Raw genomic sequence first — 20,737 nt, forward strand, 5'->3', positions numbered from 1 at the left:
ACTCTTGGGAGTATAGCCAAAGTGGGAAGGCGAAGGTCTGCAAAACCTTATATTCTGGTTCGAATCCAGATACTCCCTCTTAATAAATTCCTTTTGAAGAAATGAGAAAGGAAAATTGAAATATGTTATTTTTATTTATTTTATCGATCGTATGAAGAAAGAAAATCTTGTGTTGGAATGGATATACCATTGATGAGTATGTCTGGTGATTTTGAGATAACAATAGAAGAAGAGGTACAGCTTGTTCGGATAAGAGCTGCAATGATTGGAGACAGAGAGTACCCGACAATCATTATTGGAATAAAAAACTAAATATGAGAGATTACATCAATCGGTGGTTAAGTATATCTTCTTATGTCGTACATATAGAATTTTTTAGACGCCACTCTCGTTGTTGTGATAACAAGGGGATTTTTTTATGCAATATACAGTAAAGAAGTTCAAAATATTTGAACATGCCTTTTGTTTCAAAGAAAAGCAACTTTTTTTCAATGTTAACAGGTTAATGTACAAAACTGAAATCTATGTTAAATAAACAGTCTAGTGATGAATTCTAGGAAATAAGAGTTTCAATATATATGAGTAGGAAATTGTATAGAAAGGGGAAATTAAAATGAATAATAAGAGAGTGGATACTTACTCTAAAGCATTATTTGAACAAGCAAAAAGTGTGATTCCTGGAGGAGTGAATAGTCCAGTACGTGCATTTTCGTTGGTTGACTCTCCTCCTTTTTTTATTACAGAAGGTCGCGGTTCTCACATATTTGATGTTGATGGAAATGAATTTATTGATTATATATGTTCATGGGGACCTTTGATACTTGGACATGCCCACCCAGCAGTGGAGGAAGAGATAAAGAATTCAGTAAGCAATGGATCAAGCTTCGGATTGTCTACTGAGATTGAAGTGAAAATGGCTAAATTAATATGCGAAATTGTCCCATCTATTGAAATGGTACGTATGGTGAACTCTGGAACAGAAGCTGTAATGAGTGCATTACGTTTGGCAAGAGGATATACGAAGCGACAAAAAGTTATTAAATTTCAAGGTGGTTATCATGGACATGCTGATGCCTTGTTAATCAAAGCAGGTTCGGGTGTCGCTACATTAGGATTACCTGATAGTCCGGGGATACCCGATAGCGTTGCTGTTGATACTATTACATTGCCCTATAACAATATGGAAAGTATTCGTCTTGCTTTTGAACAATACGGGGAACAGATTGCAGCAGTTATTGTTGAGCCAGTTGCAGGAAATATGGGAGTTATTCCACCAAAACCTGGATTTCTTCAAGGGTTACGTGAGATTACCGAACAGTATGGAAGCTTACTTATCTTTGACGAAGTAATGACTGGATTTCGTGTAGACTACCATGGGGCTCAGAGTTTGTACGTAGTCAATCCTGATCTTACTTGTTTAGGAAAAATCATAGGAGGCGGATTGCCTGTGGGTGCTTATGGTGGTAAACGAGAAATCATGGAGCAGATTGCACCCGCAGGACCTATTTACCAAGCAGGCACATTATCAGGGAATCCACTAGCAATGTCGGCGGGATATAAAACCCTTCGGTTATTGGAAGACAAAGGAATTTATAATGAGTTGGAGAGAAAAGCTGCTAGATTAGAGGAAGGATTTAAACAAAATGCTAAGTTGACAAGTGTCCCATTAAAAATCAACAGAGTAGGCTCCATGCTTTCTACCTTCTTTACAGAACAAGAGGTTGTTGATTATGAATCAGCTATGAGTTCAGATATGCAAGTTTTTAAAAGATATTATGCAAACATGCTAGATTCAGGAATTTTGACAGCCCCCACGCCCTATGAGGTGATGTTCATATCAGCAGCTCATTCCGATGAAGACATTGAAAATACAATTAAAGCTCATTATAGAGCGCTTAATACTATTAAAAGTATTGGGGGATAATAATTATGGAGTTGATCAATATAAGAAAACAATTTCCGATACTGAATCAACAGATTCATGGCTATCCGCTGGTTTACTTAGATAACGCAGCGACAACACAGAAACCACTCCAAGTAATTGAAAGATTACAACAATATTATGAACAAGATAATGCTAATGTACACAGAGGTGTACATACGTTAGGTTCACGAGCTACAGATGCTTATGAAGGGGCACGGAGAATAGTAGCCAATTTTCTTAATGCAAAGTCGGAAAAAGAGGTTATCTTTACTCGTGGCACGACTACTTCTATAAATCTAGTGGCTAGTAGCTACGCACGGGCTGTCTGTAAAGAAGGTGATGAAATTGTAATTTCCGCAATGGAACATCACAGTAATCTACTTCCTTGGCAACAAGTAGCAAAAGCAATGAAAGCTAAATTGAAATATATCCCACTCCAACAAGACGGAACATTTTCTATCGAAGATGCCGAGAAAGCAATTACTAGTCGTACGAAAATAGTAACTGTTTCGCATGTTTCTAATGTCTTGGGAATTGCTAACCCAGTGAAACAAATGGCCGCACTTGCCCATAAACATGGTGCTGTCATCGTGGTAGATGGTGCACAAAGTGTCCCTCATATTAAGGTAGATGTTCAGGATTTGGGCTGTGATTTCTATATCTTTTCAGGACATAAAATGTGTGGACCAACCGGTATTGGAGTGTTGTATGGTAAAAAGCAAATACTTGAGAAGATGGAGCCAATCGAATTTGGAGGAGAAATGATTGATCATGTAGGATTACATGATGCAACGTGGAAAGAATCTCCGTGGAAATTTGAAGGAGGGACTCCAATTATTGCGGGTGCTATTGGGTTAGGTGCAGCTATTGATTTTTTAGAAGGAATAGGACTAGATGTGATAGAAAAGCACGATAAACATTTAACTGGCTATGCGGTCGAACGAATGAAACAAATTGAAGATGTAACAATGTATGGTCCTGAAGATGGACGCTTTGGGTTGGTGACATTTAATTTAGATAAAGTTCATCCACATGATCTTGCTACGGTTCTTGACTCTAATGGTGTAGCAATACGTGCAGGGCATCATTGCTGCCAACCATTAATGCGACACTTTGGAGTTAGTGCTACGGCACGTGCAAGCTTTTACTTATACAATACGGAAGAAGATGTCGATCAATTCATTTTAGCTTTGGAGAAAACAAAAGGTTTTTTTAAAGAGTCGATTTTTTGATATCAAAGTAAATACGTTCTATTTCAACTTATGGAGGAACGATGATGCAACAATCATTACAGCAAATTTGCTAGACGAGTACTGCTTTTTTATGCTAATAAAGCCTAGTTAAAGCGTTTATCTTTAACTGTTGCAATCAATTGTTCCATAAAGACACGGCTAGCCGCACATAAATTTTTGTTCTTTCGATAAACGATGCCAATTTGTGTAGTGATTACTGGATCTTGAATAGGAATCGTTTTAATTTGAAGATTATCAATATAATCTAAGTAAGCTTTTGGTAGTATCGTGACACCAATACCTTTGCTTACCATTTTGATGATAGAATCCATCGTAGTCATTTCAAGTACTGGTTTGGGTGCAAAATTCAATAAACGACACTGTTCGTTAATAACTTGTCGTAGGAAATAGGTTTCTGGTAATAAAATAGATGAAGTTTCTTTTAAAACTTGAAGTGATACGGACGCCTCTTTTGCGATGATATGGTCTTTTGGTACGGCAAAAGCAAGATTTTCATTAAAGAGGGGAATGGCTTCTAGGTTTTCGTGTTCTACGGGCAAAAAAACGATACCCAAATCAAGTTCATTTTCCAAAAGCCCTTTGTAAATATCTCCAGTTCGTAATCCTTGAACAGAAAGTTCCACATTCGGATAAGCATTGTGAAAATTTATTACTGTGGGAGGAAGCAAGTAGTTAACAACTGTAAGTAAGGAGCCTATTTTGAGTGAGCCTCTCTCTAATCCCTGAAGCTCGCTAATCGCCGCACGTGCCTGAGAAATTTCATGAAACACATTGTAACTGTAATTTAGCAATATTTTCCCTGCATCAGTAAGGATGTTCTTTTTGCCAATGCGATCAAACAAAGGCATACCTACTTCATGCTCTAGTAAGCTAATTTGTTGACTTAGGGAAGGTTGAGCAATGCCTAGTTTCTCAGCCGCTCGTGTAAAGTGCAGTTCTTGACATAATACGATAAAGTATTCCAATTGTTTCAGTTCCATCGAGCTTCCCTCCTAAGTATTTATATTTAAAATCATAGGCTACATCTATTATTTTATACTAATCCATTACATATTTCCAATAGATGAAATGAATGGAGCGAAATAGTTTATATAGTAAAGGTTGCTTATTATTGGCCTTAAATTAATGAAGGATATTAATGGAAGATATTATTTTGAAAGGAGTTTGATATATGTGAATCAACCAGTTATAGATAAAATAATGGTAGGAAAGCCGCAAACATTGGGAAATAAAGATGCGAAACATCCAATGGATCGTGAGTGGACGACAGGGATTGTAAAATATCCTGTTCAAGGAAAGATCTGGATGGGGAAAACTAATCTAAAAGGAGATGGACAAGCAGATCTTAAGAATCATGGTGGACTGGAAAAAGCAATTTTTGTCTATACCGTTTCTCATTATGATTATTGGCAAAAAAAATTACAAAATCCGGATTTTTCGGCTGGTGCATTTGGTGAAAACTTAGCTGTAAAAAATATCGCAGAAGATGATTTGTGTATCGGCGATATATTTCGTATTGGTGATGCAATTGTTCAAGTTTCACAACCAAGGCAACCATGTTGGAGGCCAGCAAGACGTTTGAGGATAAAAGATTTAGCTTTACAAATACAAGAAGAGGGCTTAACAGGGTGGTATTTTCGTGTTCTTAAAGAGGGAGAGATTCAAGCAGGAGATTTTCTTCAACTTCAAGAAAGACCATTTCCGGAATGGACTGTGGCAAATTGTAATGATATTATGCACAATAAAAAACATGATTTAGAGTTGGCAGCTAGGCTTGCTGCTTGTGAACTTCTCGCACCTAACTGGCGTAATACGTTATCTAAACGTGCAGAGGGTAATGGGAAATTGGACATTCGTAATCGTGTAATTGGTCCAAATGAATAAGCATGATGTTGAAAAAATTCATTGATTTGATTAGAGATATAGAGAAAATCGAGCATCAAAATAAGGAAATAGAGAGGGAGATTTTCATGAAGAACTTGGAACAAAAAGACAAAGTATTGGCTGAAGCTATTAGGAATGAGCTTTCAAGACAACAAGATAAAATAGAACTGATTGCCTCAGAGAACTTTGTTAGCCAAGCTGTAATGGAAGCAACGGGTACTGTGCTGACAAACAAGTACGCTGAAGGATATCCAGGAAGAAGATACTATGGTGGTTGTGAATATGTAGATATTGTCGAGGAACTTGCCATTCAACGTGTTAAAAATCTGTTTGGTGCTGAGCATGTAAATGTACAGCCACATGCTGGTGCACAAGCAAACATGGCAGTCTATATTGCTTTAGTAAAGCCTGGAGACACAATTTTGGGAATGGATTTATCTCATGGCGGACATCTTACACATGGGAGTCCAGTGAATTTCTCTGGAAAATTTTATAATTTTGTCCCTTACGGTGTAGATGAACAAACTGGGCATATTGACTATGATCGTGTACGCGAACTAGCCCATAAACATCGACCATGTATGATCGTTGCTGGTGCTAGTGCCTATTCACGGACGATTGATTTTAAGCTAATGGCTCAAATTGCTGATGAAGTCGGGGCTATATTTTTTGTGGATATGGCACATATAGCGGGAATTGTTGCAGCAGGATTACATCCCAACCCAGTACCACATGCAGATATTGTCACCACGACAACACATAAAACATTACGTGGACCAAGGGGGGGAATCATCATGTGTCGAAAATCGTATGCAGCAGCAATAGATAAAGCGGTTTTCCCTGGATCACAAGGAGGTCCATTAATGCATATCATCGCAGCAAAAGCTGTTGCGCTAGGCGAGGCATTGCAACCTAGCTTCAAGACTTATATTGAAAAAGTTCTTGAAAATGCTAAAGTACTGGCTGAGACATTACTAAGTGAAGGATTAAAAATCGTTTCGGGGGGGACAGACAATCATATTGTATTGGTCGATCTGCGTAGTATTGGGCTAACGGGAAAAGAAGCTGAGCTAATCCTCGACGAAGTAGGGATCACGGCAAATAAAAACTCTATCCCTTTCGATACGGCAAGCCCGCATGTGACAAGTGGAATCCGCTTCGGAACTCCTGCTATGACGACAAGAGGATTGGGACCTAAGGAAATGAAAGAAATTGCCCATCTTATTGTACTTGCCTTGAAAAATCCAAATTGCATGGATACAAAAGAACGGGTTTTAAAAAATGTACAAAAAATTACGAAGCAGTTCCCTTTGTACGAAGGAGTGCAATAATTTGAAGTCATATAAATAATGACGAAATTGACATTTAGTAAATGACACGTCTGTTGATTAACCATTTACTTGCATAAATCACAGGTAAGTAAAGGCTTGAAAACCTCCATTTTCACTGGTACATTTCCGGTTCGCTTTCGGCTAACTATTCGCGACACACCTTTGGGGAGGAATTGGGGTTCATTCCTCCCTGGTCATCTTATTGCGAATAGTTGCCTGTTGCGTACCTACAACGTTCAAGTGAAAAATGCAGTTGCTTGGAAAGAAAAGAATAGATGACTTTTTCTATAGAGTGTAAGTGCCCGAAGATGCAATTTCGGGCACTCTTGCACGTTGTATAAGGTGCTCACACTTTACTTTTAACGAGCTTTATAAGAATGTGACACTTCCTAAAATAACAGTGGGAAGGACCCTGGCAAAAGCTTCAGCCGCCAAAATTGTATCTTTGGCGGCTTTTATCCACGTAAAAAGCCAGCTATTCTTTCTTCCCTATACATAAAAAACTGTCCGGTAATGGAATAGAAGTCGTTCAATCCACAGCGAACTAAAAGAACTGTACACAGCGCGCATAGTGTTTGATTAAGTTGTTTTTTGGTTAATCAACAGGCGTGAGTAAATGACATACTAGTCTTGTACTTTTTGATGGTACGGCGCTTTAGGAATAATAGCACCGTCTTTAATTTTTTAATTATTTATACTTTACTGGGCAAAAAATAGATTAGATTGTGAGATTCATTTGGGCTTATGAAACGGCATCAGTTAGCATTTTATAAAATTATGAAGAAGACTTCGGTCAATTCATTTTGTTTTACATCGAATGAGGACAATAAATTGTATACACATAGTAGTGAAGAGACATGTGTAGCGTGGATGGAGATTTAATTCGTGATAAGAAACGGGAAAAGGTAAATCTTTTCCCGTTTTTAAAATCATAAAAACTCAGCCAGTTGCTGTTGACGCTTATCCAGCATAATTTGTTCTGGTTCGATACCTTGTGCACGCAGTAATTCAATGTTCTCCATGAGAAATTCATCACTACCAACTACATAGAAGTGTCCGTCCTTATCTGTCGCTAGATTTTTCACTTCATCATAGTAGTCTTTTCGATTATCGACGAACTGTGAACTGAACTTCTTATCAGGTGCGGATTCAAAAATAGTAGTGAATAGGAAATCCTTTGACGAATCGATGTTCAAGGAATGAATTTGATTGACGTTTTCAGCACGTTCAAAGTAATCAAGTACAAGTGGTCTGAAAGTTGCTAGGCCAACACCTGATGACAGTAGATACACATTTTTGTTTTCTCTTTTAAGTGGTATATTCGAATGAGTTTTAAATATCGCAACTTCATTGCCGACTTCAAGATTCCTTAAGGTCGCTTTAAACTCAGAGCACTGCTCTCTAATGCGTGTTGTAATACCAATTGAATTTTCATGTGGTAAAGTGGATATTGACATATGGCGAATTAAACTCCGGTTCGGTTTGTCTCCAGTATTAAAGCCTTTAAGTGCGAAATGAGTGTGGGAACCTTCCTCCCATGAAAAGTCTTCTGGGCGATCGAGTAAGTATGTTTTCACTTCAGGCGTTTCGTCAATAATTTTATTTATTTTAGTCCAGTATATTTGCATTATACTCTCTCCCTAACTATATTTTCTGTCACTACTTACTATATAATAATTGATAATGATTATCAATTAAATGGTTTGTTTAGTACTACTATTTGGTGTCACAATCACTCATACAAATGTGAAGGTTGTCACATTTTTGTTTGTGAAAATTAATCTGAAAGTTTGAGTGACGATTATGTAATATAACCTCATGAATGTTTGTAAACCAGGTGATTTGCAAAGAGATTCATAGAAAATAATAGGATGGTGCTCCCGTGATTGGTATGGGCTATCGGACGATAAAGACTGCTGTAGGGGCAGGGTTGGCAATTTGGATCGCAAGTTTATTAGATTTGGAATTTGCAACATTTGCAGCAATTATTGTTATAATGTGTATCGAGAAAACGAAGAAAAAGACATTAATTACAATGAAGGAAAAATTCTTTGCCTCTCTTTTATCCTTGTTTCTTGGAGCTTTGTTATTTGAAGTATTAGGTTATTACCCCATTGTCTTGGTCTTATTTATTTTATTATTTGTTCCAATCCTTGTAAGAACTCACATCCAGGGTGGTTTTGTCACAAGTATGGTCGTCGTATTACATGTTTATACGGTAAAAAATGCTAACTGGGCTATGTTTCTGAACGAGCTCTATATTATTTTTATCGGAATGGGAATCGCTCTTCTAGTCAATAGTTTCATGCCAAATTTCAAGCGAGATATTGAAACCTTTAAGCAGGAAATTGAACAAAAGTTTGAAGTCATTCTCTTTGAATTCTCTGCTCATTTAAGGGATAGTGTGCGAAACTGGGATGGGAAAGAAATACTTGAGGTAGAGGATTTGATTAATCAATCGAAAAGCATTGCCATTCAAGATGTAGAGAATCATCTGTTACGAAAACAAAATAAAGATTATTATTATCTGGAAATGCGAGAAGACCAACTGGAACTCCTGAAACATATGGTGAAAATCATTGCTATTGTTTCTTCATCGAGCCTACACGTTAAACAGAGAGAAATGTTTGCAGAGTTCTTGGAGAATTTAAGTCAAAACGTTCATTCAGGAGATACAACGGACATTTCATTACATGAGTTAGAGGAATTAAATGCCTCATTCCGCAAGACAGCGTTGCCGAAGACGAGAGAAGAATTTGAAATACGGGCAAATCTATTTTACTTAATCTTTGAAATGGAAAATTACTTAAACATAAAGAAAAAACTTTTTACAAAAAGAAGTCGCTAGTGGGAGATGTAACATTATGACTGTCACAATTAGCATGGCAGTTTGAGTGACTCAGCTTATGGATGGATCTTTACTTGGGGAGAAATAAAAAACAGGGAGATTGAAAAATAATCACCCTGTTTGTCTTTCATTATTGAAGCTCATTACTAATAGTGGTTAGTTGGATTCTTTAGTTCAATATATAGTATCAAAAATTGATAAGAGGTGAAAAATGTTGAATATACAATTTGATATAAAAAGAATTCACATCTTAAAAGAACTATTGTTTCGTGTGCGCCGCGGAGAGTCATCCGAGTCGATACAAGCAGATTTTAATCAATACTTTAAACATGTGAGCGTTGTTGACTTATTGCTAATACAACTAGAATTAATAAATGGTGACTATGGGATTACGATAGAGGATGTTAAGGAGCTTTCTAGTATCTATCCTGATTTATATGGCGGTATAGTGGATAAAAAGGGGATTACTAGAATTTATCATCCGGGCCACCCAATTCAAATTTTCAAAGAGGAAAATACTGCATTTCAAGTTGTTTTGAATCAAATCAACCGTCTTTTGGAATCATTCGAAGAGGATCGATCTCAAATACAAAAGACTGATAGGCTAGATGAATTAAAGCAACAACTATTTCGATTAGGAGAATTTCATAACCATTATCATCGTAAGGAGAAGCTCTTTTTTCCGATAATGGAACGTTATGGTCACTATGCTCCTATAAGGACTGTGTGGATGGTAGATGATCAAATTCGAGTTTTATATCAGGCCGTAAAAAGACAAATCGTTCAACTTTCTGATGAAAATTTTACACGCTTTCGAAAAAGATATGATACATTTGAAAAAAAGTTTAAGGAAATGATTTTTCAAGAAGAGGCAATTATTGTACCAGTCCTACAATCGATCTTTAGTGAAGATGACTGGCTAGCGATTGCAAATGAAAGTGATCCCTTCGGCTATGCAATTATCGGGGCACCCGTAGAAAAATGGATGCCTAAATTAGCAAATGTAGACAAAGTTGTGAGTGATACGCCGGCAGCTCGAAATGTAGTCTTGGGTGGCGGTGGTTACTTAACGACAGAAGAAGCTACACTTATTTTTAACAATTTGCCACTGGAAATAACATTTGTTGATAAAAACGATCTGTTTAAATATTTCAATGAAATGACAGAAGCATCGGAAATGATGCTAGTGCGAACACCTATTTCAATTGGGCGAAACGTAGCAAATTGTCATCCGCCTAAAAGTTTGAAGAAGGTAATGACATTAATCCGCGATCTTAAAGCTGGTAAAAGAACTTCTGAAAGTATGTGGTTTAAAAAGAACGACCAATACATTCATCTCAGCTTTCGCACGTCAGAATTATACTCCTCCAATTTTGTGAAACCGTTTTTCAAAAAATAGATCTTGATGAAATTGGAGAAAATAATTCCAGTTAACTTGATATGTTAAGCCATTTTTCTTATTTACGACAGACTGGCAGAATTCTAGTCTGTCAGCAATTTTTTTTAGGGGTATCAGATATATAAATGGACATATCATAACCTATAAGCGTGACAATTCGCTTCGTTTGATCTTTGATATTGTCGGGGAGAAAGCGCATCGTTTGCCCATTCTGTCGAATCAAAATCAACTGAATATCCGCTAACTGCTCCAAAAGTGCTTTACCTGTTGGGGCAAACAGCTTTCGCTTCCCCATCAGAATTAACGGCTCTGTTTCCTGCTTCATACTCGTTCGAATCCGGTATTCAAGCATGCCATACAACAATAAGGCCATGACATAGACAATGCCTAATGCCTCAATTCGTTCAGGTGTTTTCAGAAAAACAGCGTCTATCATTTGTTCTTCTTTTAGAAGACGAAAACGAGTCTCCGCTGCGGTTTGCCCTTTATACGTTTTGAGGACATCCAGCGCTGAAAACGTTGTCTCCTCCAACTTATTTGTGATTAAAATGAAGGTACTCAAGAGCTGACGTTTCGTTTCCAATGCGTCATGGTCGGGCTCAAATAATGCCAAGTGAACGCGGTAGACCGTCTGAAATTCCAACTGATCCTCTTTTTTAGGACGACCACGTTTAGCCCGTTTGATCGGGAGTTCTTCAGTATCTATTGAGAGTTGATAGCGATGGAGCGTTAGCCTATGTGCCTTTTCAAAAGCTTGTTTAGCCTCTTGGGCATCCGCAAGACAGTGGAAAGTACCCTTGTGTAAGGTCGTCATTTCTTTTTCAAACTGTTCACGTTCTTTTTGACCATCACGGACCAACTTATTCGCTTTTAATTTGGCTAGTTGATCCGAATGGACAACGACGAAACGGTATGTTTGCCCATCGATTTCATCCTCAAAGGTTTGAAGACGATACATTGCGGCCTCTTTTTTATCTGTCAACGTGCCGATATTTTGCCAATCGTTAGTTGCCCAAGCTTTTGATTTCAACTCAGTACTTAGCGTAAATGTATCAGGCAAGCGAGAAAGAAAATCTAATTCATAATCTGCCAATTCCTTTAGATTTTCTTTTGTGATCAGGGCAGAATCTGCTTGATAAAGAAGGTTGGACCAATCATGGTCATTCAACGTTTCACGCATTTTTTTGATGAAAGTTAGATTCCATGCTTTATCAGATGTATTGCCGTCCTCTACTTTAGCTAGCACAGGGATTCGCTCGGGTGTCACACTTATCCCCAGTACAATCTGCTTTAAGTCGGGACGCTTTTGTTTACTGTGTCCATACGTAATGTTTAGCTTCGTCTCTGCATCAGAATCATTCAGATACTGGCCGTAAACAGAGAAAGAAGTTGTATCATTATGCAAAGTTCCAAGCCGAAGCTCCAATACTTTCAAAGCCGATAAGGCGAGGCTTGTATAGACTTTCCAAGGCACAGCCTTATAAAGATAATCAAGCGCACGCCCAAGGGCATCATCATTAAAATGGTCAGCTATGATACCGGCTCCAAATAACTGTTCTACATCTTGTGTCTCATAAAACTCATTTATTTTATACAAGGGATTCCCTTGAGCAAGAATATTCAACAGAATCGCCTTGATGCGTGTGCCTGGAGATAAGCCGCAACGAGCCTGATCCCAAGTGACTTGTTCATTGATGATGTCTTCCAGCCTGATTTCATCACAAAGCTGGGATAATAATTGGGATGGTCCCACATTTAAGGTAACAATTTGATCCTTCATGACGATTCCCTCCCCAAATGTATTGGTAAAGGAAACTTCAACAAAATGAGGGGAAAATCCTTGTTTAAATGATTGGATTGTTAATTTTTACATGCGGAAGGTGTAATTCATCTTACCTATAAAGCAATATTTAATGGGGAAGAGGAATTTTTAGGCGTTTTGGAATATGTTCAAGATATTCAGCCTTTCTTTGAATTGCCTAGTAAAGTAAAAACAGGACTGAGTAAACTTGGTGAATAAAAAAGGGATCAGGTACACACGTAATTCGGGATTTTCCTAGTACCTAGTATCTTTTTACTAACTGATTCAATAATAGAAGTGAAAATCGCGATTAAAAATGCCATAATAAATAATGTAGAGTTAAATAATGGCTGACATAACGATGATTTTCATCCTTATTCAGGCATCAACAAATGAAGGCAAGGCTGGAGGAGCATAAATGGATACAGTTACTGGGTCAAAAGGAACAAATAGATTAAAAATGGTATTACAAGCATTTGCTGTTATGATCGGTGCATTTATAACCGCTTATGGACTTGAGGCGATATTAATTCCAAACAATGTGTCAGACGGTGGTGTGACGGGACTAAGTATTGTGGGTTCGCAATTATTTGGATTGCCTCTTGGTATTCTGATTGCTGTGTTAAATATCCCGTTCGTCATTTTAGGGTATTACCAGCTTGGTAAAAGTTTTGCGATTTATTCTGTGATCGGCATCGCTTCACTCGCGTATGGAACAAGCGTTATGCATCGCATCCCAACGATCATAGAAGGAGATACGTTGTTAGTAACAGTCGTTGGGGGTATTATCATCGGTTTCGGGATGGGGATCGCCTTACGAAATGGTGGTGCGTTAGATGGAATAGATATGTTAGCAGTACTACTTTCCCGACGATTACCTTTTGGAACGAGTGATCTTATTTTATTCTTAAACTTATTTGTGTTTATTGTTGTCTCGTTCGTATTCGGTCTTCAAGGGGCTTTCCTATCAGGAATCGCCTACTTTATCGCTTCCAAGGTGATTGCACTCGTTGAAGAAGGGTTAAGTGGTTCTAAGACCTTTAAAATTATAACAAATCAACCGGAATTAATGGTTGAAACGATACGCGAACGCTTAGGTCGTACTGCAACGTATAACCAAATTGAAGGTGGTTTTTCAAATGAAAACTTTAAAGAAATCACTTGTATCATTAACCGTTTAGAGGATAACAAAATGAAAGAAATCATTAATGAAATTGACAAACATGCTTTTGTTGCTGTGTATGATGTGGCGGAAGTGAAGGGCGGAAACTTCACGAAAAAAGATCTTCATTAAGCAGTGTTGCGAGGAAGAAGAAATAGTAAGAAAGGTACCAGGTGTCCATTTAATCACAAATTACTTGGACACCTGGTACTTTTCATTTTTACTGTTGGAGAAAATCGATGACTCCCTCAAAATTTAACGGTTTGCTTATATAATAGCCTTGGATCAATTCACAGTTAAAGTGCTCAAGAACTTCAAACTGTTCTTTGGATTCTACACCTTCAGCTACAACCCGTAAGCCAATCGTATGGGCTAATTTAATAATATTTTGAATGAATTTATGATCCTTCTCCGATTGGAGCATTTCATCTACAAAACTCTTATCAATTTTCACATGATTAATTGGTAAACTGTTTAAATAACTTAAAGAGGAGTATCCCGTTCCAAAATCGTCAAGATGGATGGAAATTCCCATATCTCGCAGCTCTTCTAATTTTAGCTTATTGGTATCGAACGAATTCATCATGGAAGTTTCGGTGATTTCCAGTTCAATCCACTCAGGTGAAACGCCAGATTCTTTTATTATTTTCTTTATACCTGTCACAAAATCAGGTTGCATAATATGGATCGCGGAAATATTAACAGCTATATGTACAGGCTGTTTCATCATGCTATTCATCTTTTGAATCGCATGACATGCCTCTTTTAATACCCATTTATCGATTTCTACAATTTGTCCTGTCATTTCAGCTGTTTGAATAATTTGGAACGTATTATAAGCAGAAAGTGCAACTGAATTTGTTCGTAAGAGTGCTTCAACACTAGTACTCTTTCCTTCAATCGTGTTATATAACGGCTGAAAAAATAATTCAAATTCATTATTTTTCAAGGATTCATGGATGCCAAGCTCAATTTTTAGTTTCTCTTCTACTTCCAGTTGAATACTTTCATCGAATAGACGGTATCTGTTTTTCCCTAAACTTTTTGCTCGATACATGGCCATATCTGCCGTTTTCAACAATTCTTCTGCCGTTTCACCATGAAGCGGATACAACGCAACCCCGACGCTGGCTGTCATATTTAACAGCTTAGATTCTACGGGAATAGGTGAGCCAAATAGACTTATTATTTCTTCTGCTATACTCTTTGCTTGTTCTATTGACATTATGTCATGAAGCACTACGATAAATTCATCTCCACTAATCCGAGCAACCTCTTTATGTATGGGAGATAATGAAGTGAGTTTTTTTGCGACTTCGATAATTAACTTATCGCCAAATGTATGACCGAGCGAATCATTTACCATTTTAAAATTATCTAAATCTAGGAAAATCACTGCTTTGAAGTACTCATTTTGTTCATGATTCAGTGATGCCGCTAAGGTTTCCTGTAAGCTTCTTCGATTTAATAAGCCCGTGAGCGAATCTCTGGATGCTAAATGTTCTATTTTGTCTTCTCTTGCTTGCAATATTTTTTGTGATTCTTGTAGTTCTACATATTTACCAAGTAATTTTTCTTCTGCGATGATCAGCTCTTGATTTGAAATAAGGAGTTCCTGGTCACGCTTTTTGATCGCCTGGATCATACTATTAAAACCAGTTGATAGGCGTGCAATCTCGGTATAATCATTTGCTTTTGCATGAACATCATAATTTCCATTTTCTACGGAGGCCATTAGTGTACCGAGTTTTTTGAGTGGACGAACCCCTCTTAAAACAACCAAATAGGTTATGGAGCCAAATAAGAGGAGGCAAAGTAATCCAATCATAACAACAGATAATTGTCCTTTGAATATGTTTTGAGCGATTTCTTTCTCACTGATGGCCGCCACTATAGTCATGCCATTTTGTTCAATTGTATCAGAACGTAAAATATAGTCTTTTCCTTGAATGGTATAAGGTATATAGTTTCCTTTTGCGTCTTCTAGTATGCTTTCAAATTGGGACCCAAATGGTGATTCGCCGATCATATAATGTTCCCGATTGGCTAGCATCGTGCCATTGCGACTCATTAACATAACCATTCCGTCTTCGCCGATCTTTGCATTACTAATCTGATTACTCATTTCCACCAGATTTAAATCAATCGCAACGACTCCCTGAATCCCTTCAAGACTAATGACAGGCTTAGATGCAGTAATAATGATTTCTTGTGTGAAAAAATTGAGGTACGGCTCCGTCCAAAATACTTTATTGGGATTTTCAAGTGCAAGCTGATACCATTCTTGTTCGACTGGACTAAAACTATTCGGGATTTTCTCAGCTAGTCCCTGAAAGTAGTCACCATTTTCCAAACCGTATACAATATGTCCATTCACAGGGAAACTTTCTTGCTGTACTCGTATCAAAGTTGCAATCTCATCCGTACTGCTTGAATACTTGTTTAGTACGAGAAGTGATTGACGAAGTTGTTCTAACGTATCTTCTACGCTAGAAAGTTGGTGCTCAAAGGAAAGTAATGTGTGTGCCGAGATGGATTCTGATTCATTTTTATACATTCTTTCTAGGCTCTTATTCAAATTATTTTGGGATAAAAAAGTGAATAAGGACATCGTTGTGACACACATCAGTAATATTAAAATTATCGTCCAGAATTTAATGCTTCGTATTTTCAAAAGATCGACTCACCTTTATGCTCTATTAGACTTAGATAATCTATTCACTTCCTAAGAAGCGTTCATACATGTATTGTTTTCCAAGGATGTTTGCGATATTTCGAATCGGATTATAAGACATACTGTCCACTTCTACGTATCTCTCAATACTATCGTCATAGTTCTCCAAAATAGTAGGTGCTTCATTGTGAATATTTAACATGGCAATTGTAAAGTTTTTTTGAATCGATTTATTTAAATCTTTACTTGCCACATACGGAGAACCTGGAATATCTTCGGATTTCCAAATGATATTCATGTCTTTTGGTTGGATTTTCCCATCTCTTATCAAATTATTATACTGGGCACTACTAATAGCCCCTGCATCCGCTTGTTGATGTTGAATATTAAAGGCTACCTGTTCATGGGAACCGGCATAATACGTTTCACTGAAAAATGTTTCATAATCGATATGTCTACTTTTAAATAATGTATAAGGGAGTATATAGCCTGATGTAGAACCCGAATCGACAAACGCAAATTTCTTTCCTTCCAACTCCTCAATCGAGTGAATTCCTAAATCTTTTTGTACAACAATAAGAGAGTTATAGTACATACCGGTATCTTTTCTTTGTTGGACAACTAATGGGGTCAGCTCTATCTCACTTTCAGCAGCTATATAAGAAAAAGCGCCATACCACCCAATGTCAATCTTTGCATTTTTCATTCCTTCGATTAGACTCAAGTAATTATCAACAGCCACCACTTCAATTGGAAGGCCTAGTCTTTCTTCTAAATAACTCCGAATGGGTTCAAAGTCAGCCTTCATTTCAGCTGTATCTTTAACAGGAATCAAGCCGATTGTCAGTTTGGGGGGAGAACCTCCGCAACTTGTTAGAATTGAACTAACGATTGTGATAAGTAATATGAAGCATAACTTTCTACTATTCATAGCAAATACACATCCGTTCAATAAACTTATAGTATAATAGTCATCATTATACTATAAGTTTATTAATTATTTGTTAATTTTTCATAACGTTCATAACTCACATCTTTTTACCATAATACAAAGTTTGCTGTCATTTTATACAGAGACAGTGACCTATAGAAAGGCGGAGATTTGAAAGAGGGTTCTGTTTAATGGATAATGTATCTTAAAGGATATTCGTAACTATAATCGAATTTGGCGGAGGTGTATTTCGGTGTCAAACAATGTTGATGATTATCTTCAGCGGGGAATTTACGGCGCGAAAGAAACGAAGCCAGCAGAACGTCGGAAATTTCTTAGCACAATTCGTGAACGAGTTGTCATCGCGCTTACGCAAGCACAAGTGAGAGAACCTGGTACTTATCAACAAGTCGAGGAGGCCATGCAAGGAAACAGAGAGGCCCGCCTCTATTTGAATGGACATATGAGCTATGGAGAGTTTTCAAAGTATATAAAGATTGCATCCAAATATAATATCGATTTTACAATCGTTACAAATAAAAATCATAATTCCAAAATGGGTCTTGTCCTCGCATATGATTATGCAATAGATAAAGAAGAGATTTATGTTAAAAAGGTAGTTGCAAAAGCGAAACCAAAAAAGAATAAGAATAAAGGCCTGACCGATATATTTACAAAACTTTTCAAGAAGGATTAAGTGGATTTGTATTGGGTTGAATATAATTAGTAAGGGTGAAAAAATAAGGAGGAATTGAATATGACAAAGAATAATAAGGAGTTATCATTAGAACGAAGTGAGGAGTTATTTGGAATATTGAAAGCTCGTTTTGAAAAAAATATGCCTCGCCATAAAGAACTTGAGTGGGCTAAAGTACAAGAGAGGCTGGAAGCAAATGCTGAAAAACTTTGGTCACTTAATGAGATGGAAATAACCGATGGCGAGCCGGATGTTGTTGATTATGATAAAAAGTCGGGTGAATATATTTTTTATGACTGTTCAGCAGAAAGCCCTAAAGGCCGTAGAAGTGTTTGTTACGACCTTGAAGCACTGGAGTCAAGGAAAAAACATAAACCAGAAAACAATGCTATAGATATGGCTACCGACATGGGTATTGAGATTTTAACGGAAGAACAATACCGAGAGTTGCAGAAACTTGGAAATTTTGATTTGAAAACATCGAGTTGGGTGCAAACACCTGCTGATATTAGAAAGCTAGGCGGAGCTCTTTTTTGTGATTGTCGTTACGACACTGTATTTGTCTATCACAATGGAGCGGATTCCTACTATGCTGCAAGGGGCTTCCGGGGGGCGTTAAGAATCTGAATTTTGCAGGTTTGAACTTGAAATAATGCAAGTATAATCAGATTTGGCGGGAGGTGTGTTTCAGTGTCAAATAATGTTGATGATTATCTTCAGCGGGGCTTTTATGGCGCTAAAGAAATGAAGCCTGCAGAATGTCGAAAATTTCTCGGTACAATTCGTGAACGTATTATTATTGCGTTAACGCAAGCATAAGTGTGAGAGTGTGGTATTTATAAACAAGTCGACGAGGCCATTATTGAAAAGTTTGAAGCCAAAAAAAGTTGTCAGGTACCCAGCAGATTAGGAATTGGTTAGTAACCTGACATTTTTTGTATTAGAAGCTCATTTTGCAATAAAATCCTTCTTTTGTTTATTCCAAATACGAAGATTCAAATTGAGCAAATGGATAATTTCTACGATTGCTTTTATCTCCTCGTATGTCCGCAGTAAATTTTGCTTTTCAAGCTTCTTCAAGCCTTTCGCTTCAAAAAAATCAACCCCGTGAATTGAAATAATTAGCATGCCATCATGCAGACAAATCGCCATGCCTTGTCCAGGAAATAGCTTGCGCAAGTTGATGATTCGCTCTAGCATGTTGGCTGGAAGTAAGTAGCGTCCAGTTATTTCATCAGTAGTAGAAATTTTAAACATTTTGTCGAATTCATGACTGGCGGTTTTCATAGAGGAGCCAGTCATGGTTTGATGCTTGTATATTTTCCCTTTGCGTGTCTTAAGCGTTGTTGTGCCATCAAACGACTTATGAAAATCTGCAATAAATACGAGACCCCGAAAAGTCGTAATATCAATGTCTTGATCGACGAGGATGAGATCGTAGTTTTTTTGGATGACAAAGTCTGAAAACTGAAAGTCTGTCTTATCTATCGTTCCACTGAATAAATCTTCACCATGGTAACTGATTATCCCTTCATCATATTTTTGGAATAGAGGAATACTCAATAAGAGATCTAAATCGATATGTCCTTGATGGTTAAATTTACAACGGTTTCTTTTTTTGTCTAGTGTGTCTAAAGGAATAGAATGTGTGATGATATTTGATACGAGCGGGGGAACAACTAGTTTTTTATACTGCTCGCTATATTGTTTGTGTGTAATCCTGTAGCTGATTATGACCATTACAACGGACATGACCAAAGCACCGAAGCCGCTGGTAATCTCACCAAATAAAAGTAGTGAGAGACCTAATAGTAAGAGTGCGAAGCCTAGAAACCAGCCGAATATACGTCCTCGAATAGATTTCAATCTTTGTTCATTTAACTGTTGCCAGGGTTTAGTACCTGAGAGCACCTGAACAAGGCTATCAAATTTAGGGATCATGGTTTTACCTCCATTGCATATTTTTATATTATTTCGACACGAAAACAGAAAATTCCTTGTTTTTAGACGATTGATATTTTAAACTGTTCTTACAAGTTATAAAATAGTAGAAGGAGGATTGAGAGAATGGCCATTGTATGGATTGCCGTAGCTGTCCTTGTGATTTATATTATCTTATTATACAATCGTTTATTGGCAATGCGTAACTGGATTAAGGAGTCGTTTGCCGAGATAGAAGTTTATTTACAAAATCGGTATGATACTCTAATTAAGGTAGCTGAAACTGTCGTAGGGTATGCTAAATATGAGAAAAATACGTTAAAGGAAATCACTCGAATCCGAGAAGGTTTGAATGATCGAACGCCGAGTGAGAAACTACAAAAGTTTGATGAATTGAACGAAAAGCTGGAAGGCTTTCGTGTGCATGTTGAAGCCTATCCAGAATTGAAAGCAAGTAAAAACTTTCTTCATCTCCAGCAAACAGCTAACGATTTAGAGGAGAAGTTATCCGCTGCCCGTCGCACATATAATAGCAATGTTATCGCCTTCAATACATCGATCGGCACGTTTCCTGCGCTTTTATTTGCTCAAGTTCTTGGCTTCAAGGCGTATCCCGTATACGAGGTTCCACAAGCCAAGAAGGAAGACGTTAGTATGAAGCAAATGCTGAATGGCTAGGACTAGGCTCTAGTTGAAAGAGAATGAAAAAAGGTACCAGATGCTCATTGTGAGTATCGGTACTTTTTTTTATTGTCTAGGAAACTATAAAATCCTCGTACTGGGATAAGTCGGAATAGGGAGATTTCTCGTCTAGGCTCCAGCGCCTAGCCCCACGAGTCGCTTCGGTCTTGCTAGTCAAGGCAAAGGGCGCATTTATTTTCAAGCCCTCCAG

The 20,737-nt window shown here is 37.5% G+C and carries 16 protein-coding genes, 1 tRNA gene and 1 pseudogene; 12 read left to right on the forward strand and 6 right to left on the reverse strand.

Translation table 11 applies throughout. From position 1 onward, the window contains the following. The first annotated feature begins 6 nt into the window (after positions 1-6). From N1I80_RS03420 to N1I80_RS03430, 3 genes are all read left to right on the forward strand, one after another. Positions 7-78, forward strand: a tRNA-Cys gene (locus tag N1I80_RS03420). 535 nt (positions 79-613) lie between these two features. Beyond that, entirely contained in the window at positions 614-1,924 is a 1,311-nt protein-coding gene (gene hemL / locus N1I80_RS03425) for a glutamate-1-semialdehyde 2,1-aminomutase (protein ID WP_340736558.1), read from the forward strand. Between the two features lie 5 nt (positions 1,925-1,929). After that, positions 1,930-3,156: a cysteine desulfurase gene (locus N1I80_RS03430; RefSeq protein WP_340736559.1), complete on the forward strand. Its 1,227-nt coding sequence runs from the start codon at positions 1,930-1,932 to the stop codon at positions 3,154-3,156. A gap of 104 nt (positions 3,157-3,260) precedes the next feature. On the opposite strand, the gene N1I80_RS03435 is transcribed toward N1I80_RS03430, so the two are convergent. Further along, positions 3,261-4,157 (reverse strand): LysR family transcriptional regulator, encoded by an 897-nt coding sequence (locus tag N1I80_RS03435; protein ID WP_340736560.1) that lies wholly within the window; start codon positions 4,155-4,157, stop codon positions 3,261-3,263. A 193-nt stretch (positions 4,158-4,350) separates the two neighbouring features. Here N1I80_RS03435 and N1I80_RS03440 point away from each other — a divergent pair, with 193 nt between their 5' ends. Beyond that, positions 4,351-5,061, forward strand: a complete 711-nt coding sequence (locus N1I80_RS03440; protein ID WP_340736561.1) for an MOSC domain-containing protein — start codon at positions 4,351-4,353, stop codon at positions 5,059-5,061. A gap of 86 nt (positions 5,062-5,147) precedes the next feature. Beyond that, positions 5,148-6,392, forward strand: coding sequence for a serine hydroxymethyltransferase (gene glyA, locus N1I80_RS03445; RefSeq protein WP_340736562.1), 1,245 nt, complete (start codon positions 5,148-5,150; stop codon positions 6,390-6,392). Between the two features lie 929 nt (positions 6,393-7,321). Here the strand turns inward: glyA and N1I80_RS03450 are convergent. Continuing rightward, on the reverse strand, positions 7,322-8,020 hold the full coding sequence (locus N1I80_RS03450) for a dihydropteridine reductase (RefSeq protein ID WP_340736563.1): 699 nt from the start codon (positions 8,018-8,020) through the stop codon (positions 7,322-7,324). Between the two features lie 263 nt (positions 8,021-8,283). Here N1I80_RS03450 and N1I80_RS03455 point away from each other — a divergent pair, with 263 nt between their 5' ends. Both N1I80_RS03455 and N1I80_RS03460 read left to right on the forward strand, forming a co-directional pair. Further along, a complete protein-coding gene (locus N1I80_RS03455) occupies positions 8,284-9,240 on the forward strand; it encodes an aromatic acid exporter family protein (RefSeq protein ID WP_340739956.1) in 957 nt (318 codons plus the stop codon). 214 nt (positions 9,241-9,454) lie between these two features. Next, positions 9,455-10,639 (forward strand): DUF438 domain-containing protein, encoded by a 1,185-nt coding sequence (locus N1I80_RS03460; protein WP_340736564.1) that lies wholly within the window; start codon positions 9,455-9,457, stop codon positions 10,637-10,639. 91 nt (positions 10,640-10,730) lie between these two features. Here the strand turns inward: N1I80_RS03460 and N1I80_RS03465 are convergent, their stop codons facing one another. Further along, on the reverse strand, positions 10,731-12,419 hold the full coding sequence (locus N1I80_RS03465; RefSeq protein ID WP_340736565.1) for an IS1634 family transposase: 1,689 nt from the start codon (positions 12,417-12,419) through the stop codon (positions 10,731-10,733). Between the two features lie 481 nt (positions 12,420-12,900). Here N1I80_RS03465 and N1I80_RS03470 point away from each other — a divergent pair, with 481 nt between their 5' ends. Beyond that, a complete protein-coding gene (locus N1I80_RS03470) occupies positions 12,901-13,734 on the forward strand; it encodes a YitT family protein (RefSeq protein ID WP_445683684.1) in 834 nt (277 codons plus the stop codon). Positions 13,735-13,822: 88 nt separating this feature from the next. Here the strand turns inward: N1I80_RS03470 and N1I80_RS03475 are convergent, their stop codons facing one another. Both N1I80_RS03475 and N1I80_RS03480 read right to left on the reverse strand, forming a co-directional pair. Beyond that, on the reverse strand, positions 13,823-16,159 hold the full coding sequence (locus N1I80_RS03475) for an EAL domain-containing protein (RefSeq protein WP_340736567.1): 2,337 nt from the start codon (positions 16,157-16,159) through the stop codon (positions 13,823-13,825). A 157-nt stretch (positions 16,160-16,316) separates the two neighbouring features. Then, the gene (locus tag N1I80_RS03480) at positions 16,317-17,207 is read right to left on the reverse strand and encodes a phosphate/phosphite/phosphonate ABC transporter substrate-binding protein (RefSeq protein WP_340736568.1); all 891 of its coding nucleotides are present in this window, start codon (positions 17,205-17,207) and stop codon (positions 16,317-16,319) included. 253 nt (positions 17,208-17,460) lie between these two features. Between N1I80_RS03480 and N1I80_RS03485 the strand changes: the two genes are divergently transcribed. The 3 genes and pseudogenes from N1I80_RS03485 to N1I80_RS03495 all read left to right on the forward strand — a co-directional run. Continuing rightward, positions 17,461-17,904 (forward strand): YueI family protein, encoded by a 444-nt coding sequence (locus N1I80_RS03485; RefSeq protein ID WP_340736569.1) that lies wholly within the window; start codon positions 17,461-17,463, stop codon positions 17,902-17,904. A gap of 60 nt (positions 17,905-17,964) precedes the next feature. Then, complete coding sequence (locus tag N1I80_RS03490; protein WP_340736570.1) at positions 17,965-18,531, forward strand: DUF4256 domain-containing protein; 567 nt, start codon at positions 17,965-17,967, stop codon at positions 18,529-18,531. A gap of 63 nt (positions 18,532-18,594) precedes the next feature. After that, positions 18,595-18,717: pseudogene (locus N1I80_RS03495) on the forward strand (DUF1694 domain-containing protein); the annotation flags it as partial. Positions 18,718-18,852: 135 nt separating this feature from the next. On the opposite strand, the gene N1I80_RS03500 reads toward N1I80_RS03495, so the two are convergent. Next, positions 18,853-19,845, reverse strand: a complete 993-nt coding sequence (locus tag N1I80_RS03500; protein ID WP_340736572.1) for a DUF3137 domain-containing protein — start codon at positions 19,843-19,845, stop codon at positions 18,853-18,855. 126 nt (positions 19,846-19,971) lie between these two features. On the opposite strand from N1I80_RS03500, the gene N1I80_RS03505 reads away from it, so the two are divergent. Beyond that, complete coding sequence (locus N1I80_RS03505) at positions 19,972-20,523, forward strand: LemA family protein (protein ID WP_340736573.1); 552 nt, start codon at positions 19,972-19,974, stop codon at positions 20,521-20,523. Positions 20,524-20,737 lie beyond the last annotated feature (214 nt).

Source organism: Sporosarcina sp. FSL K6-3457, assembly GCF_038007285.1.
In the GTDB taxonomy this organism is placed as follows: domain Bacteria; phylum Bacillota; class Bacilli; order Bacillales_A; family Planococcaceae; genus Sporosarcina.

Excerpts from the sequence above, each read along its gene's own strand:
- N1I80_RS03505 (WP_340736573.1), top strand. The coding sequence starts at position 19,972 with ATGGCCATTGTATGGATTGCCGTAGCTGTCCTTGTGATTTATATTATC.
- N1I80_RS03480 (WP_340736568.1), bottom strand. The coding sequence starts at position 17,207 with ATGAATAGTAGAAAGTTATGCTTCATATTACTTATCACAATCGTTAGT.
- N1I80_RS03435 (WP_340736560.1), bottom strand. The coding sequence starts at position 4,157 with ATGGAACTGAAACAATTGGAATACTTTATCGTATTATGTCAAGAACTG.
- N1I80_RS03490 (WP_340736570.1), top strand. The coding sequence starts at position 17,965 with ATGACAAAGAATAATAAGGAGTTATCATTAGAACGAAGTGAGGAGTTA.
- N1I80_RS03430 (WP_340736559.1), top strand. The coding sequence starts at position 1,930 with ATGGAGTTGATCAATATAAGAAAACAATTTCCGATACTGAATCAACAG.
- N1I80_RS03475 (WP_340736567.1), bottom strand. The coding sequence starts at position 16,159 with ATGTATAAAAATGAATCAGAATCCATCTCGGCACACACATTACTTTCC.
- N1I80_RS03470 (WP_445683684.1), top strand. The coding sequence starts at position 12,901 with ATGGTATTACAAGCATTTGCTGTTATGATCGGTGCATTTATAACCGCT.
- glyA (WP_340736562.1), top strand. The coding sequence starts at position 5,148 with ATGAAGAACTTGGAACAAAAAGACAAAGTATTGGCTGAAGCTATTAGG.
- N1I80_RS03455 (WP_340739956.1), top strand. The coding sequence starts at position 8,284 with ATGGGCTATCGGACGATAAAGACTGCTGTAGGGGCAGGGTTGGCAATT.
- hemL (WP_340736558.1), top strand. The coding sequence starts at position 614 with ATGAATAATAAGAGAGTGGATACTTACTCTAAAGCATTATTTGAACAA.
- N1I80_RS03465 (WP_340736565.1), bottom strand. The coding sequence starts at position 12,419 with ATGAAGGATCAAATTGTTACCTTAAATGTGGGACCATCCCAATTATTA.
- N1I80_RS03450 (WP_340736563.1), bottom strand. The coding sequence starts at position 8,020 with ATGCAAATATACTGGACTAAAATAAATAAAATTATTGACGAAACGCCT.
- N1I80_RS03500 (WP_340736572.1), bottom strand. The coding sequence starts at position 19,845 with ATGATCCCTAAATTTGATAGCCTTGTTCAGGTGCTCTCAGGTACTAAA.